Consider the following 15,555-nt stretch of genomic DNA (forward strand, 5'->3'; position numbering starts at 1 on the left):
TTATAGTAAACGTTTTCATTTTTTATTTCAATATCGAGTATTGTCATATTTTAGGGATTAGGACAAACGGACTTAAGACTGCTAAGACAGAATAACTAATCAACAAAAAAAGGCCCTTTTAAAGCGCCTTTTTTCAGAAACTCTTATTCTAACCATAGATTTTGCAGTGCTACTCGGTCTGCTGCAGTCAAGTTCAATTCCTTCTCAAAGTAAATGTCCATGTTTCCATAAGTATCCTCAATAACCGTAAATACTGCTTGTAAATATTCTTCTTTCGCCGCCATCATTACATCAAACAACAAGAGTTCTTCCTCTGTCAGCTGTCCAGACAGCTCTGCTTTGATTATTTCCTGGAATTCTCGCATGGTTTCGTTTGTAATTAAGTAATCCTCTATGATTGTTTCTTTAGGAACACCCAATGCTGATAAAATCAAAGCAGCTCCTACCCCAGTCCTGTCCTTGCCTGCTGCACAATGATGAACAATCCCTAGATTTTCAGGGTTTTGGATAACTTCGAACAATCTTTTGTAGGAAGAATTATTTAAGGTCATTTTTCCGTACATTTCAGCTAATCCAGTTATATTTATATTTTTAAATAATTCACTTTTTACTATATCCTCCATTGATTGAACAAGCCCCTGTACTTCTCCAGCAATTGCAGGAATTCTCTCGTTTATGATTCCCTCTATAACAGGATCTGGTTTGACGGAAGCTTCTCCATCATCACGATAATCAAATATATACTTTATTCCCAGTGTGCTGAAAATCTCTTTATCTCTTTCCGTCATTCCCGTCAATTCGGCTGAACGGTAAAACACTCCATATTTAACTGTTCTTCCATCCGTGGTTTTATAACCACCCATATCGCGAAAATTGCGGATTCCTTCAAATGGAATAATTCTGCTTTTTGGACTTGCTGTTACTCCTTGTTTCTCCATTTACAACTACACCCCTTCTTTTAGCTTAATTGGCTCGCTCCAACATCTCTTGCTCTTTTCCTTCATAAAGGTATTTAATCATTGCATCTGTTAATTCACTTGCCTCTCCATCAAAGATAATGGTGCCTGCTTTTACTGCTACAATTCTAGTTGCATATCTTTTGGCCACATCGACTTGATGGAGGTTTACTAAGCAGGCAATTCCTTGCTCCTTACAGTTTTTATAAATAGCGTCCATCACAACAGTTGATGATTTAGGATCTAGGGAAGCGATTGGCTCATCTGCCAAGATAAGCTCAGGATTTTGCGCCAAAGCACGGCATACGCCAACGCGCTGTTTTTGGCCACCTGACAGCTCGTCCGCCCGCTTGTAAATTTCAGCTTCTAATCCTACCTTTTCAAGGAGCATGATTGCCTCCCTTTTATCCGCTTCCTTATAGCGGTTAAAGACTCCTGCCAGTGAACCCATATATCCTAATCGGCCATGAAGAACATTTTCGAGGACACTTGATCGGTAAATCAGGTTATAATGTTGAAAAATCATGCCCATTTTTGATCTGATTTTTCTCAATTCATTTTTATTTACTTTTTCAATATGCTGATTAAGGAACTCAATCGTCCCTTCTGTCGGTTCAATTAAACGATTGATACTGCGCAGTAAAGTTGATTTTCCAGCACCGCTTGGTCCAATTACGGCTATAAATTCCCCTTTTTTCACCTCAAGATTAATATCTTTTAACGCTAATGTGCCGCCATTATATGTTTTTGCTAGATTCGTAATTTTAAGGATGGTTTCCATCATATTCCTCCTAATTAGACATGCGCTTGCGAATTTGAGTTGTCATGAATTCAAGCATAAACATTGTGATAAAGACCATTACTATTCCTAAGCTTAGACTGCTGAAATCATAGAAGGATATATATCCTTGAATTAATAGTCCTATACCGCCAGCACCAACCATTCCCAAAATAACAGATTCAGCTACATTCATTTCAAATCGAAAGGCTGTAATAGCCAGAAAGCTAGTGAGAAGTGTAGGAATTAAGCCTCTAAAAACAATATGCCACCATGTTGCCCCAACTGATTGCAGTGCTTCAATTGTTTCTTGGCCCACTTCTTCAATTTGAGCAGAAAAGGATTTCACTAAATAAGAGCAGGTTGGAAAAATAAGACCTAACACACCTGCCATCGTTCCAAACCCAATGCTGGCTACAGCAATTAAGACCCACACAGTTGCTGGGATAGCACGGATAACCATAAAGAGGAAACGGAGCATCATTCCAAAGTATCTGTTCGGAGTAGTGTTTCTTGCTGCGAGAAATGCAAGTACAACTGCAAAGATAATACTAAGAACAAGACTTAAAAAGGCTGTTACTAAGGAAACTACCATTTCACTTGCCAGCTCAGGAAATTCGGCAAAAGACATTTGCAGCATCATGGACAGAACAGATGGAATTCTTGCTACTCCCTCTTGAAACTGGGAGAAGCTTATATCTATCTGAAAAACACAAACAATAAATAAGATACCGACTGTTGTGAAAAAGTATTGTTGCTGCCTCTTAGTCTGTTTATGTGCTATTGGTATTTTTTTCTTCGTTAGCATACTTTCTTTCATTACTAATGTATTAGGGATCGGCATTTGGCTTTTTGACATGTTAAATTAATCTCTCCCTTACCCGGTTTGTTACATACTCGACCATTAAAATCAGGATGACCATTATGGCAATGACGGTAGAGGTTTTGCCATATTGAAACAAATCCATCGTTTGCTTTAAGATGCTTCCCATTCCCCCTGCTCCTACCAGCCCAAGAATGGCGGAAGCGCGGATGTTAATTTCGAACATAAACAGCGTCCATGAATAAAAGCCCGGCAGGAACTGCGGAATAATTCCATGTTTAATCTTTTGGAAATAGGAAGCACCACAAGCATCAAGAGCCTCGATGCCTTCCTTGTTCAGCTCTTCAATCGATTCTGCATAGACACGGGATAAAAAGCTTGTCCCAAACAAGACTAGCGCAAACAGCCCTGGCATTGTTCCAACCCCAAATATTACTACCAAAATAGATGCCCATACTAAGAAGGGAATATTTCTTAAAAAGGCAATTATCCCTCTGAAAAACAGCCGAACAGCTGAATGCGGCGTCGTATTGTGCGCCATACAAAATCCAATGACAATGCCCAGTACGGAAGACAAACATGTTGTCACTACCGCAAAAATAAGTGTATCGACAACAGGACCAAGGTATGTGCTCAGATCACTAATATTCGGTGGAAAAAAATCTGTAAATAAAAACTGAAAAAATAAAGGGATGCTTTGGATAAGCTCAAATATATCCATTTCTACAAACCAAACGGAAAAAGCAATCAGGATAGCGAAGAATATAAGGGACAATGTCCCTTTCATTTTGCGCATTTCAGCTGTTTTCAGCGCAGGGTTATTGTGTGCTGGCATATCAGTTCCTCCTTAGCTTTCCAATAGTTGCTCAGGACTTAAGTTAAGCATTTCAGCTATATCACGCAATTGGTCATAATCACTATCAGATGCTTCCATAAACTTTGCATTTTCCGTACCCAAAATATTTTTAAAATACTGCGGATCATCGTAGCTCAATAAAAACTCTTTAATATTGTCTTTCATTTCTTGATCTAAGCCGCTTCTTACTGCAAATGGTGCTCCAACAGGAATTGCTTCAGACTCTGCAATAACACGGTAGGAACCTTTTTCAATTATTCCTTTTTCCTCAAGCATTGCCGGCATCATCGCAGAAACCCCGGCAGCATCATATTGGCCGCGCACAACACCTATAAGAGCCTTATCATGTCCTCCAGCGAATTGCACACTTTTAAAGAAACTTTTTTCCAGATCTTCTACACCAATGCCCAGCTCTTTAACAATCGTTGATTTAGGAAGCAAATGCCCTGTTGTGGATACTGGATCAGCAAATCCAATTGTTTTGCCTTCCAAATCGGCAATTGTTTGAATGTCTGAATCTTTAGGAACAACAATAACAGATGGCGCCTGTCCTTCTAATTCTGGATTATTTAGATTAGCAATAAGCTCTGCATCTGCTCTTTCCTCCGCAACTATGTAGGAGAACGGACCAAACATAGCCATATCTGCTTTATTATTCTTCATCGCTTCGATTGCAGCATTATAGCTGTTGGCCTGATAAGCCTCCACTTTAACGCCAATTTTTTCAGAGAGTTCCTTTTCAAAATTACTGTATGTTTTTTGCATTTGTTCATCAGACTCCTGTGGCAGATAAGCAATAACAAACTTATCCTTTTTTGCAGAACCTGACGAACTGCTTGTCCCACAGCCAGCTAAAATCCCCGATATGATAAGCATGAACACTAAAAATGAAAGAAGTTTTTTCATCATTTCCTCCTGAAATTATCGATTTTTTTCCTGTATGGCCACATCTTTATTTTTATAAGGACTAAGAACATCACATCAAACTACCGGAAAGAAAACCTCCTTTGAATGCAACTTGTATACAACTTGAATGCAATAATAGAATAACGCCTTAACGTAAAGTCCATATTAACGAACTATTAAGTTAATGTAAGTAAATCACTTAGCTTTTGTTTGTTGCGGTTGCATAAAGTATCAGGTAAGATAAGTGTGCAATCCTATTTTGAAAGGAAATGGAAATATGTCCTCCTTAGTTGACATCGCCTACAACAAAATCAGGGAAAACATTATGACTGGTATTTATATGCCTGGATCCCTTTTATCAGAAAATGAACTAGCTGAACTGCTGAACATGAGCCGGACACCTATTAGAAGTGCCATCTCCCGTTTAGAAACAGAAGGGTTCGTCTCCTCACTAAAAAACAGGGGCATTTTCGTAAAAGAAATATCTTTCAAAGAAATGTTAGATGTAATGGAAGTATTCCTATTTTTAGAAGAGTTTTCCGTGGATTCCGTTAAGGAAAAAGGCCTCACCTTTAATATAGAAGAATTAAAAACCCATTTAGATCAGCAACTTGAAGCGGAAGAAAGAGATGATTATCCTTCCTATGTGCACTCATCCATGATGTTCACACGAAGTATGATCACTTCAGCTAATAACCACAGAATGCTGCAAATCATGGATTCTGTTAAGGATAAGCTTATCCATTTCGGCATTATCAATTGGAAGCTGACACCTCATCAAAAACATTACTCTGCCAATCTACTAAACAAGGCTATTTATGAAGCGGTTTGTGCCGAGAATTATGCGGAGGTCAAGCGGTTATGTAAAGAGGCTTATGGGAGAAATCGGGAACGATTTATTCGATCTGGAATTCAGTAAAATCAGGAAACGGCCGTTGTTGCGGCTGTTTATTTTTATTTTGGAACAAACAAAAAGAAAAGCTATTCTAGCTTCTCTTGTACGGCACTTTTTAGTTTTACCCATTAACCTTCAGCTTTCTCTTTAATCGAATTGCAACTGCAAAGATTAACACCTATAATACTGTCGGCACAGCCCTTATAAAAGCAACCACTCCTATTATCACAGTTTTAAGGGTAACTTGGTGCCAAGTTGGTTGTGTTAATTGGAGGTAAATTGTTTGTAAAAAGAAGGGAGAGATGCTAGTTTAAAATCCCAGAATAGCAACATACTGATTTTGCAGCGCAAATCTATTATTTGACCAGCCTAAAGTATTCAGCACATAACCTAAAGAATCGGCATTATATCTGCCTGCGACTTTTTGATAGGCTAATAGTTCATAAACATTATTTAAATCAAAATCTACAGGATACAAACCGCTTAAAGGATTTACAAAACCAGTGATAGGACTCTTCAATTTACCATTAGGATCATAAATTTCATTTAAATAATCTGCATCTCTTGTTGATATATCGATTATATAATTTTGATTATTAAACTTGCTGAAAACCTTCACTTTATAATGATCTAAATACGTAACCTCGTACTGGTATTGTTCATTATAGACATTGAAATCAAATAACAGTTTTGCAGTATTCCCTTCCAAAGAATATATATAATGATACATAATTCCACCGCTGCCGCCGGTGGCAATACTTATAAAAATATCGTCGATGCCATCTCCAGTGAAATCTCCTAAAAATAACACAGGATTGTAGCCTGCATTTTCACGTAGGGAAACACTTATTACATGGCCAGTTCTTCCATCTTGAACATGAAGCGTAATATTTTGAATAAATGGACTGTCTGCTGTCTTCGTTCCAGTTAAATAGACATTATCAGGCATTCCATCCCCATTAACATCACCACGTGCAAAGGAAACAACTTCCGGCTGATTAACCCCAGTCCTATAATAATGATACATACTATCCCTCTTTTCAGCTTGGCGATTCCTTATATATCCCGTTTTTACTTCGTTCCTACAGTCTATGGTGTTTGATGACAATAGAGTCTGTACGATAAAATATATCTCCTAAAATAACGAAACTAAAAGGAGGCAAATGTCTCCTTTTAGTTTCGTTTATTAATATTAAATTCACCTCTTCTATATAATGTATAGACGAATATAAAATGAGGTGAATTTGTGTACCATTTCAAACCTGTTTCTAATGAAGTTCGTTTAGCTCAAAAAACATTTAAAACCTATAAAAAGACGAAAAAGCTTATTTTAGGAGCGATTTTTGCTTGTATAGCAGCTGTTCTCCAATCTGCGGGCGGCTTTATTCCCGGAATAGGCTATCTTTTAAGCCCCCTTGCCACAGCACCTATTCTGTTATATTCGATGCTTTCTACTCCATTTGGAATTCTGGCTTATTTTCAAACAATTTTATTGCTATTCATCCTTCAGCCAACAGAACTGATTGTATTTCCTTTTACAACAGGATTATTAGGGCTTGGCATTGGGGCAGCCTTTTACTTCTTTAAACACAGATTAAGTATTATTGCTGCTGGAACTTTGTCTTTAATGCTAGGCATAAGCACTCTGTTGTTTTTACTGCACTATCCTATTCTAGGGCCAGCCTTCTCAAACTCCCTTTCCTATCTTACTATTGGCCTTATTTTTTTCTGTTGCTTCCTTTACAGCTGGATATGGGTCGAAATTGCCTTAATTATTTTTAAACGATTAAAAGTGTTTGCTAGCTAGCTATAAAGGTTATGGAATTATTTCAAAAACAGTGCCTTGGTTATAATCAGCTACCTTCATAGACCCATATACTCCTAAATATAAGGTAGTTTGATTTAGATTTGATCCTAAGCTAACATAGTATGCTGACTGCGGCCCAAAGTCATAATTAATATCAATCACGTGAAAGTCATTTTGTTTCCCATCTGGTCTTGCACTTGTATATGCTAAAGCACCTCTTTTTCGTGCAGAGTTCTTCCGCATAACATCAGTAAAGATAACTCTTCCCGTTAAACTAGGAATTTCATTTCCTAAGTATGGCTGAACTCCAGTTAGTGCTGTTCCACTAAATTTATCCGGTCTAGGGTCTTGATGAAAGTAACTGGTTAAAGGCGGAAGTCGACTCCCTGAGAGTGTCACAGCTTCCTTATAAAAGCTCCATATTTGCTCCTTAGTTTCTGGGTTAATCGTACAATCTCTTATAATGGATGTAGGAAAATCTCCTTCCCAACCCCGCCAGCCGAATTTTATCAGTCCTTTTTGGCTTGATTTGATATTTCTATCATAAGCTTTAACAAGCTGAGTAACCGCTATTGGCTTATAATGGACAAATGCAAAAATAGACTCTACCAAATCTTGTCCGACATTTCCTGCATATTTAATAAACTGTTGATAATAACTTTGAAATGAAATACCTGTTATATTTCGAACTCCTTTTGCCATAACAGTGAGCATCTCCTGAATGTCTGAAGGCAGTTCATGAAAACGAGTAACGACAGGTTGATTATTGGTAGATGTATACTTATTTATATCCACTTCAATAATTTTACCGGCGATTTCCATATCATCTTGACTTAAATTATATGGGTCATAACCTGATCCACCATCCCCAGTTGTTAAAATAAGTTTGCCTGTTTCAGGTGAAAAGTTTAAGCTGTTGACACCATTATGATTTGAAAAAGGCCTTCTTAAGTTAAGCAGTGTCCGTCTTTTTTTAGGTTGGCCACTAGATTGTAAACCCCATTCTTCTACCTTATCTATATGGTCATACTGAGATTCTCGATTCGTCCACCTTAACTTTAAAGTTTCAGGCTTGCATGGGTCAGGTTTAAAATCTTCTAGTTGAACACCTGGCCCCTGTGTTCCAGCTGCAGAATAATGAAGGTAAAACAAACCGTTATACCTAAAATTAGGATGAAAAGCTAGCCCAAGCAATCCTCTTTCATCATATCCGCCACTAGTGCCTAATTGTATGATGAGCGGGCGAATATCTAAAAAAGTGTTAATCCTCCCGTTACCCACATAAAAGATTTCTCCTACCTGGGTTGCAATAAATAAACTTTCAACAGAATCACCTGGAAGTACAGCTGTTTTCATTACAGTGGGCAAATTTATCTTACTTACAATCGGGCGTAAACCAACTTTAACTTTTTTCAACTGCTTTGACCTCCCCCATTTTCTTTTATAAGAATATGTTTTGAGCTGTTTTATAAGTACTAAATTAAGATGAGAGATTTTATGAGAAAAAGGATCGCACTTAGCTACCTCCTCTAAACAAAAAAAATGAGTTCGATATATACCGAACTCATTTTAACCAAGCTGTCTAATGAAACTAAGCAATAATAGAAGTTAAAATGTTTCATGTGAAACATTTCTGCTAGCTATTAAAGCGATAACCACTTCCCCAAATAGTCTCTATCGGCAACTCTGATAATTTCCCTTTTTTTAACTTTTCTCGAATACGCCCAACATGAACTACAACTGTAAATACATCACCATCTAAATTATCCATATACCAAACTTGCCTGAAAAGCTGCTCCTTTGTCCATACGCGGTTTGGATGCTCCATAAAGAACACAAGTAAATCAAATTCCTTCGTAGGAAAAATAAACTCCTGCCCTAAAATAAATACTTTACGTGCACCTTTATCGACTAGAATATCCTTCATTTCTAGAATATCCTGTGAATATCCAGCACCTGTCAGCTGCTTAAACCGTTTTATATGGGCCTGTACACGTGCAACGAGCTCACTCGGGCTGAATGGTTTGGTCATATAATCATCTGCACCTAAGCCGAGTCCCCTTATTTTATCAATATCTTCCTTTTTCGCCGAAACAATCATAAGAGGAATATTTTTCTTTTCACGAATCCGCCGGCAGATTTCAAAACCATCCAAAGAAGGCAGCATCAAGTCAATAACAATTAAGTCAAAGGGTTCATTTAATGCCCGATTTACACCTTCTAAACCATCTACTACAATCTCAGCCTCCATTTGATGTATCTCTAAATAATCTCTTTGCAGCTCAGCAATACTAATATCATCTTCAATAATTAATACTCTTGGTGACAGCATGATAGACACCTCCCTTTAAGCCCTTGCCAATATTATTGTTACAGTCGTGCCTAATTGCAACTTACTTTGAATCTGCACTTTTCCATGGTGTTTATCGACGATTTGCTTAACGATAGCAAGCCCTAAGCCGCTGCCTCCTGTCGTCGTTGTACGCGCTGCTTCTCCACGGTAAAAATGGTTGAATACATAAGGAAGCTGAAAATCTGCAATTCCCTGTCCATTATCTGTGACATATACCTCAACATTATCAGCAGCTGCCAATGCTTCTATTGTTATAGATAATGGCTCTGCTAGCTTCTTAAACTTTAAGCTGTTTTCAAATAGATTATTAAATGCCCGATTCATTTGCATACGGTCAATAGAAACATATACCTCATCAGCCGCATTTATCTGGAACTTAACATCTTGGTTGTATAATTGAAACTCTTCTGCCATATGCACAAGAAAATCGGAAAGCTGAATACGTTCAAATTGGAAAGGAACTGCTTCTGCATCAAGCTTGGAGTACAGAAAGAGCTCTTCTATTAACTGATTCAAAGCAAGTGATTTAGAATGAATTGTTCTCAAATACTTTTCCTGCTTTTCAGGAGTATCAGCAACCCCCTCTCGCAAGCCTTCTATATAACCGATAATAGATGTAATTGGAGTTTTTAAATCATGAGATATACTCGCAATTAATTCTTTTCGATTATTTTCAAGACCTTGCTTTTCCTTTTTAGAGGCTAAAAGTGTTGCGCGCATACTCTCAAAATTTTCTTTCAGCTGCTGCACTTCCTTTGCAGTACTCTCCGGTAAGGCTGGTGTTTCAATTATTAAGTTTTCCTCGCGCAGCTCAGACATGAACTGTCCTAAATTTTCTAAAGGCTTAATAATAGTCCTGCGTAATAGCTGATTCAAAAACAGCACAGCTCCAAATGATGCAAGTAGGATAATGATAATAATAGCAATTCCCCATTTAGTAAAAAACTCTAATAGATTATTTTCCTTTTTTAACACGAGAATACTTCCCTTTGTCTGATCACTATAATAAAAATCAAACTTAATAAAACGATATAATCTTCCTGCGTTATCTATTGTTCCTTTTGTTTCAATATTATTTGCATCAAAAACTGGAAAATGAACAACTAGCGATTTTTCAACTAAGCCTTTGGAATAATACAAAATATCCTTATCATGGCGTATGACAACACCGAGTGACTTTTTCTCAATATCTTGGAAATTTGTTTGCACATCTTCTACTAAAAGCTGGTCTGGATCTGTTTTTGCAATATTGCGCAGCTCAACGTAAGCAAGCTCCTCTTCCGGACTCAAGGAGCGCTGCTTCGTAAAGGTTTGATACCATGTTTTCGGTGTCGGAACAGTACCTGTCGTTACATAAAACAAAATACATAGGATTGCGAGAATAGAGATACTCGCAATCACAATACCGCCAATATATGAAATTAAAAACCGATTTTTAATGGTCATCTTGATTCCCTTCTCCATTTATAAAGGAGATAGTCAATGCTTTCTTAAAAGCTAAAGGACGGTTTTGATTCTCCTTTATATGGTTCATGCTCTACAAAAATGGTAATGTCTTTTCCTTCAGCATCCTTCCCGACACGTTTATAAGTAAATCTATTTTCATTCAACTCAGTAAGCTCTAACGCTGCACCATATTTATTTTCACCGATTGAAACATGTGCACGGATTTTATTATCATTGGTTACATCAAAGTAACCAAAATCGCCGCGGCTTTCCCCTGTTTCCAGATTAAAAAATTCATATTGATTTGTATATTTATCAAACTTTGCTAAGCTGATAAAGTTTTCATTATACAAAGTAACATCATTGCCTTCTTCATCAACAGCCTTTGTACCTTGCCATAACGTACTGCCAAGAATATTATCTCCATCTTCCTCTGTAACAATATCCCCTGTAGAAGCCGTTAAATTTCGCGCTGGTGTTGTGAAGGTTAGCTTATTTTCATCATACGGTATATGCTCAACAAAAACTTCTATATCATTGTTATCCGCATCTTTCCCCATGCGTTTATAAGTAAAGATATCCGCTTCCAATTCTGTTATATCAACAACTGCCTGATAATTCATTGTACTGGAAATAAGTATACGCTTTGCACCATCATTTGTCATAAAGAACGTGCCTTCATCACCGCGTGTCTCACCAGTTTCGGCATTAAAAAATTCATAATGTCCAGTCACTGAATCATACTTTGCTAAGCCAATAAAGTTAGCATTCTCCTTTGTAAGATCATTATTATCTTTATCATAAACACGAGTACCCTGCCAATTTGTGCTGCCTAGTATATCGGCCATCTCTTGACCTTTTGTTTGTTGGACCACACTTTCCTGTTCTGTCTGCTGAGTCTTTGCAGAGTCTGATTTCGCTTCATTATTTGTTGTATCACTGCATGCCGCAAGAATAGTAATTGAGCTTAAAAAAGCTGCTGCTGCCAATTTAAATTTTTTCTCCATATTTATTCCTCTCCTTTATCATTTGCTTACCTTTATTTTAGAGACCAATACTAAACTCCTTATATCGCAAATATAAACAAAATATAAATTCATAAATTGTTCAATATTTCACAATTTTATGGTGGATTTCCGTGTTATGATGAACCCGTAATAAGGTTAAAGGAAACTAGTAATATTCTTAATCACTAAAGGAGTGAATCACATTTATGAAAGCAGTAGTAGTTAATCCAAAATCTAAAGCAAACATTGAGATTATTGAAAAGGAATTGCGACCGCTAAAATCTGGTGAAGCCTTGGTAGATGTTGAATACTGCGGAGTATGTCATACTGACCTGCACGTGGCTGCTGGTGATTTTGGTAATGTGGAAGGCAGGATCCTTGGACATGAAGGGATTGGAGTTGTATCAAAAATTGCAGATGACGTCACTGGCTTAAAGATTGGCGATAGAGTCAGTATTGCCTGGATGTTCCAAGCCTGCGGCAGATGTGAATACTGCACAACAGGCAGAGAAACATTTTGCCGCAACGTCCAAAACGCTGGCTACAGTGTCGATGGAGGGATGGCTGAACAGTGCATCGTAACAGCCGATTACGCAGTTAAAGTGCCTGAAGGACTAGACCCTGCACAAGCTAGCAGCATCACGTGCGCAGGTGTTACTACCTACAAAGCGATTAAAGTTTCCGACATAAAAGCTGGTCAGTGGATTGTAATATATGGCTGTGGCGGATTAGGAAATCTTGCTATCCAATATGCTAAACATGTATTTAACGCAAAAGTTATTGCAGTAGATATTAATGATGATAAATTAACATTAGCTAAAGAAATAGGAGCAGATATGACAATCAATCCTGTCACACAGGGGGATGCTGATAAAATCATTCAAGCACAACTCGGTGGAGCATATGCAGCAGTTGTAACAGCTGTTTCAAAAACAGCATTTAACTCTGCCGTCAACGCAGTCCGCGCCTGTGGTAAAGTTGTCGCAGTCGGCCTGCCATCAGAGACGATGGACTTAAATATTCCACGCCTTGTACTTGATGGGATAGAAGTAGTCGGATCATTAGTTGGCACACGCAGAGATTTAGAAGAAGCGTTCCAATTCGGAGCAGAAGGAAAGGTAGTTCCAATTGTGCAATCTCGCTGCTTAGAGGAAGTACAGGATGTCTTTGAGGAAATGGCGCATGGTAAGATTCAAGGACGGATGGTGATTGATTTTAAACAGTGCTAGTGTGATTGCTGAAACCATGAATACGTGCATTCTGACATAAGCTTAGGTTAGATATTCCTAATATTTATCAACAAAAAAGGCAGGCGGTTTACAAGTAAAAAGATTGTAACCTCTGCCTTCCCCTATTTAACTCCTTTTATCAATTCAAAATCATAGACTCACCGTTTGAAATACTATCCTTACTTTCTATCAATCTTTAAAAAGCCATTTTTCATACAGAATCTCTACATAATCTTTACATTAAATCACGAATGAAGGAACACATACCAAATATAATGAAGAGGACTTACCTATATACAAAGTGGTTTATATTGAAAAATGATAAGGAGTGATTATATGGATACAAGTTCTCACATTATTATGGGTTTTGGATTAGCTGCCCTTGCTCATATTGATCCTGTTATTGCTAATCAACCTGCCCTGTCACAAGCTGTTATGTTTGGAACAGTAATTGGTTCAAATGCTCCTGACTTTGACTTCATCTATCGTATGAAGGGCAAAGGAAGTTATATCCGAAATCACCGTTCCTTATCCCATTCTCTCCCAGCATTGCCATTATGGAGTCTCGCTGTTTCAGGTATTATTTATGCCTTTTTCCCGGAATCTTCCTTTCTTCATTTACTTTTATGGACATTTTTAGCTGTTATTTTGCATGTGCTTTTTGATTTATTCAATGTTCATGGAACTCAAGTTTTACTGCCCTTCTCGAAAAAATGGATTGCCTTTGACTCCATTCCATTAGTAGATCCTACTATCCTATTCGTACATTTGCTGGGCTTTTGCCTGCTGCCGTTTTATGAAATGGGCAAAGTGTTTTTAATTATTTATATCTTTATTATTCTATATCTTGCTTTTCGAACTCTGTCGACCGTTTTAATTAAGAGAACGTTGCATCTGCATTTTCATCACTCTATTCGAATTAAATTAATCCCACGTATTTCCTTGTTTCATTGGGACGTTATCATTGAGACGAAAGAAGACTTTTTATTTGGAGTTTACTCAAATGGCAGTCTTAAGGTCGATCACTCTCTTGTAAAGAAAATAGAATATCCAAAAATAGTCACAGACAGTAAAAGCCACCCGCTTATTTCCGATTTTCTTTCTAGCACCCAATATGCATACCCATTTGTTCTTAAAAGAAAGAATGGATATTTGGTCTATTGGAAGGATCTGCGTTTTCGTACCAATAAGTTTTTTCCCATTCTTGCCATCCTTTCTGTATCATCCGATCACAAGATTAGAGACTGTTTTATCGGTACACTGTACTCCTTGAAACAATATAAGCAAGTTATAAAACAATTAAAAAATACAGCAATCTTAAAGAAGGGCTGATTCTATGGAAAAGACATTACTGATAATCTCCTCTGATATTACAGGACATGGGCATAAAAGCATCACAGAATCATTGTGTGAAAAAGTTCAATCTCATAATGATGTGAAAATTTTTGTAGTAGATGGATTTTCTCTCGGTAAACGGTTGCTTTTAAAAATTGGTCAATCCTATGGCCCTATCACAAGAAACTCTGAAAATCTTTGGAAAATGATTTGGAAACTATCTGCATTGAAGCCCCATCTAGTAGACAATTTTATTGAATCACTAATTAGAGATAATTTTCTAAAATTACTGGAAGATGTAAAACCAGACATGATTTTATCGGTTCATCCTAACTTTAATGGTTCTATCTTAAATATTTTAGAAAAGCAGGATATTCATATTCCTTTCTTTACTCTCATTGCTGATCTTGTGAATATTTTTCCTCTTTGGGCAGACAAAAGAGCACACTATATTATCAGCCCTACCTCTGAAGCTCAAAATAAATGCATTGAATTTGGGATTCCAGATGAAAAAATAAAGGTTTCCGGTTTTCCTGTCCGATCCCGATTTTTCCCTAAAAGTTATAATCATCGTAAATTTTATAAAAAAGGCCAATCTTTAACATGCTTAATTATGAGCGGTGGTGAAGGTGTTGGTAATATGAAGAAAATAGCTGAAAATTTACTGAACCATTTTGATTGTAACGTTAAAATAGTAGCTGGAAAAAATCTCAATCTAAAAACCAAGCTGGAAATGTCCCTTAAGGCCAAATATGGTGATCGAGTAGAGATTTATGGTTTCACGAAAAACATCCAGGATCTCATGCTTTCAGCAGATATTGCCTTTACTAGAGGAAGTCCTAACGTCATGTTTGAAGCAATAGCTACCAATACGCCACTTATTATTACGGGAGCATTGCCAGGTCAGGAAGAGGATAATCCAACCTTTGCAGAGAACTTTAATTTAGGCGTAGTCTGTAAAAAACCAAAGGAAATTAAATATACGTTAACAAGTTTACTTGAAAATAATGGTGAGAAACTAAATGAAATGATTGTTAGTCAACGCAATTTTATCAATACAAAAGCAGCAGAAGACATTCTGCAATTTATTCTAGAGGTTGGCGACCCTTACTATGAAGCAGCCAAAGAAAAACTATCTTAAATGAATTAACAAAAAAGGTGCTT

General features: G+C 37.2%; 15 protein-coding genes. 5 read left to right on the plus strand and 10 right to left on the minus strand.

From position 1 onward, the window contains the following. Window positions 1–143: 143 nt before the first annotated feature. Genes LXM54_RS15450 through LXM54_RS15470 form a run of 5 tightly spaced genes read right to left on the minus strand, consistent with a single transcriptional unit; the run spans window position 144 to window position 4,322 of the window. Complete coding sequence (locus LXM54_RS15450; RefSeq protein ID WP_233316092.1) at window positions 144–938, minus strand: tyrosine-protein phosphatase; 795 nt, start codon at window positions 936–938, stop codon at window positions 144–146. Between the two features lie 25 nt (window positions 939–963). Further along, on the minus strand, window positions 964–1,737 hold the full coding sequence (gene phnC, locus LXM54_RS15455; RefSeq protein ID WP_233316167.1) for a phosphonate ABC transporter ATP-binding protein: 774 nt from the start codon (window positions 1,735–1,737) through the stop codon (window positions 964–966). Window positions 1,738–1,747: 10 nt separating this feature from the next. Further along, window positions 1,748–2,593 (minus strand): PhnE/PtxC family ABC transporter permease, encoded by an 846-nt coding sequence (locus tag LXM54_RS15460; protein ID WP_233316093.1) that lies wholly within the window; start codon window positions 2,591–2,593, stop codon window positions 1,748–1,750. A gap of 1 nt (window position 2,594) precedes the next feature. Then, window positions 2,595–3,392, minus strand: a complete 798-nt coding sequence (gene phnE / locus LXM54_RS15465) for a phosphonate ABC transporter, permease protein PhnE (RefSeq protein WP_233316095.1) — start codon at window positions 3,390–3,392, stop codon at window positions 2,595–2,597. A gap of 12 nt (window positions 3,393–3,404) precedes the next feature. Next, a complete protein-coding gene (locus LXM54_RS15470; protein WP_233316097.1) occupies window positions 3,405–4,322 on the minus strand; it encodes a phosphate/phosphite/phosphonate ABC transporter substrate-binding protein in 918 nt (305 codons plus the stop codon). 274 nt (window positions 4,323–4,596) lie between these two features. Here LXM54_RS15470 and LXM54_RS15475 point away from each other — a divergent pair, with 274 nt between their 5' ends. Continuing rightward, window positions 4,597–5,238, plus strand: coding sequence for a GntR family transcriptional regulator (locus tag LXM54_RS15475; protein WP_233316098.1), 642 nt, complete (start codon window positions 4,597–4,599; stop codon window positions 5,236–5,238). A gap of 286 nt (window positions 5,239–5,524) precedes the next feature. On the opposite strand, the gene LXM54_RS15480 is transcribed toward LXM54_RS15475, so the two are convergent. Beyond that, a complete protein-coding gene (locus LXM54_RS15480) occupies window positions 5,525–6,241 on the minus strand; it encodes a VCBS repeat-containing protein (protein ID WP_233316099.1) in 717 nt (238 codons plus the stop codon). 219 nt (window positions 6,242–6,460) lie between these two features. On the opposite strand from LXM54_RS15480, the gene LXM54_RS15485 reads away from it, so the two are divergent. Continuing rightward, window positions 6,461–7,021, plus strand: coding sequence for a hypothetical protein (locus LXM54_RS15485; protein WP_233316100.1), 561 nt, complete (start codon window positions 6,461–6,463; stop codon window positions 7,019–7,021). 9 nt (window positions 7,022–7,030) lie between these two features. On the opposite strand, the gene LXM54_RS15490 is transcribed toward LXM54_RS15485, so the two are convergent. From LXM54_RS15490 to LXM54_RS15505, 4 genes are all read right to left on the minus strand, one after another. After that, the gene (locus tag LXM54_RS15490; RefSeq protein WP_233316101.1) at window positions 7,031–8,437 is read right to left on the minus strand and encodes a PQQ-dependent sugar dehydrogenase; all 1,407 of its coding nucleotides are present in this window, start codon (window positions 8,435–8,437) and stop codon (window positions 7,031–7,033) included. Between the two features lie 220 nt (window positions 8,438–8,657). Further along, the gene (locus LXM54_RS15495) at window positions 8,658–9,353 is read right to left on the minus strand and encodes a response regulator transcription factor (RefSeq protein WP_233316102.1); all 696 of its coding nucleotides are present in this window, start codon (window positions 9,351–9,353) and stop codon (window positions 8,658–8,660) included. A 15-nt stretch (window positions 9,354–9,368) separates the two neighbouring features. Further along, on the minus strand, window positions 9,369–10,820 hold the full coding sequence (locus tag LXM54_RS15500) for a sensor histidine kinase (RefSeq protein ID WP_233316104.1): 1,452 nt from the start codon (window positions 10,818–10,820) through the stop codon (window positions 9,369–9,371). Window positions 10,821–10,864: 44 nt separating this feature from the next. Beyond that, window positions 10,865–11,827, minus strand: coding sequence for a DUF4822 domain-containing protein (locus LXM54_RS15505; RefSeq protein ID WP_233316105.1), 963 nt, complete (start codon window positions 11,825–11,827; stop codon window positions 10,865–10,867). Window positions 11,828–12,033: 206 nt separating this feature from the next. Here LXM54_RS15505 and adhP point away from each other — a divergent pair, with 206 nt between their 5' ends. The 3 genes from adhP to LXM54_RS15520 all read left to right on the plus strand — a co-directional run bounded on the left by adhP (window position 12,034) and on the right by LXM54_RS15520 (window position 15,532). Continuing rightward, a complete protein-coding gene (gene adhP, locus LXM54_RS15510; RefSeq protein ID WP_233316106.1) occupies window positions 12,034–13,056 on the plus strand; it encodes an alcohol dehydrogenase AdhP in 1,023 nt (340 codons plus the stop codon). Window positions 13,057–13,392: 336 nt separating this feature from the next. Beyond that, complete coding sequence (locus tag LXM54_RS15515) at window positions 13,393–14,388, plus strand: metal-dependent hydrolase (RefSeq protein ID WP_233316107.1); 996 nt, start codon at window positions 13,393–13,395, stop codon at window positions 14,386–14,388. A 4-nt stretch (window positions 14,389–14,392) separates the two neighbouring features. Beyond that, the gene (locus LXM54_RS15520; RefSeq protein ID WP_192486412.1) at window positions 14,393–15,532 is read left to right on the plus strand and encodes an MGDG synthase family glycosyltransferase; all 1,140 of its coding nucleotides are present in this window, start codon (window positions 14,393–14,395) and stop codon (window positions 15,530–15,532) included. Window positions 15,533–15,555: the final 23 nt, after the last annotated feature.

Source organism: Bacillus sp. Au-Bac7 (assembly GCF_021341655.1).
Classification (GTDB): Bacteria; Bacillota; Bacilli; order Bacillales; family Cytobacillaceae; genus Niallia.

Bases quoted from the DNA above. Each gene is read 5' to 3' on its own strand.
- phnE (WP_233316095.1), bottom strand. From the start codon at position 3,392: ATGCCAGCACACAATAACCCTGCGCTGAAAACAGCTGAAATGCGCAAA.
- LXM54_RS15520 (WP_192486412.1), top strand. From the start codon at position 14,393: ATGGAAAAGACATTACTGATAATCTCCTCTGATATTACAGGACATGGG.
- adhP (WP_233316106.1), top strand. From the start codon at position 12,034: ATGAAAGCAGTAGTAGTTAATCCAAAATCTAAAGCAAACATTGAGATT.
- LXM54_RS15505 (WP_233316105.1), bottom strand. From the start codon at position 11,827: ATGGAGAAAAAATTTAAATTGGCAGCAGCAGCTTTTTTAAGCTCAATT.
- LXM54_RS15515 (WP_233316107.1), top strand. From the start codon at position 13,393: ATGGATACAAGTTCTCACATTATTATGGGTTTTGGATTAGCTGCCCTT.
- LXM54_RS15495 (WP_233316102.1), bottom strand. From the start codon at position 9,353: ATGCTGTCACCAAGAGTATTAATTATTGAAGATGATATTAGTATTGCT.
- LXM54_RS15500 (WP_233316104.1), bottom strand. From the start codon at position 10,820: ATGACCATTAAAAATCGGTTTTTAATTTCATATATTGGCGGTATTGTG.
- LXM54_RS15450 (WP_233316092.1), bottom strand. From the start codon at position 938: ATGGAGAAACAAGGAGTAACAGCAAGTCCAAAAAGCAGAATTATTCCA.
- LXM54_RS15460 (WP_233316093.1), bottom strand. From the start codon at position 2,593: ATGTCAAAAAGCCAAATGCCGATCCCTAATACATTAGTAATGAAAGAA.
- LXM54_RS15475 (WP_233316098.1), top strand. From the start codon at position 4,597: ATGTCCTCCTTAGTTGACATCGCCTACAACAAAATCAGGGAAAACATT.
- phnC (WP_233316167.1), bottom strand. From the start codon at position 1,737: ATGGAAACCATCCTTAAAATTACGAATCTAGCAAAAACATATAATGGC.
- LXM54_RS15480 (WP_233316099.1), bottom strand. From the start codon at position 6,241: ATGTATCATTATTATAGGACTGGGGTTAATCAGCCGGAAGTTGTTTCC.
- LXM54_RS15470 (WP_233316097.1), bottom strand. From the start codon at position 4,322: ATGATGAAAAAACTTCTTTCATTTTTAGTGTTCATGCTTATCATATCG.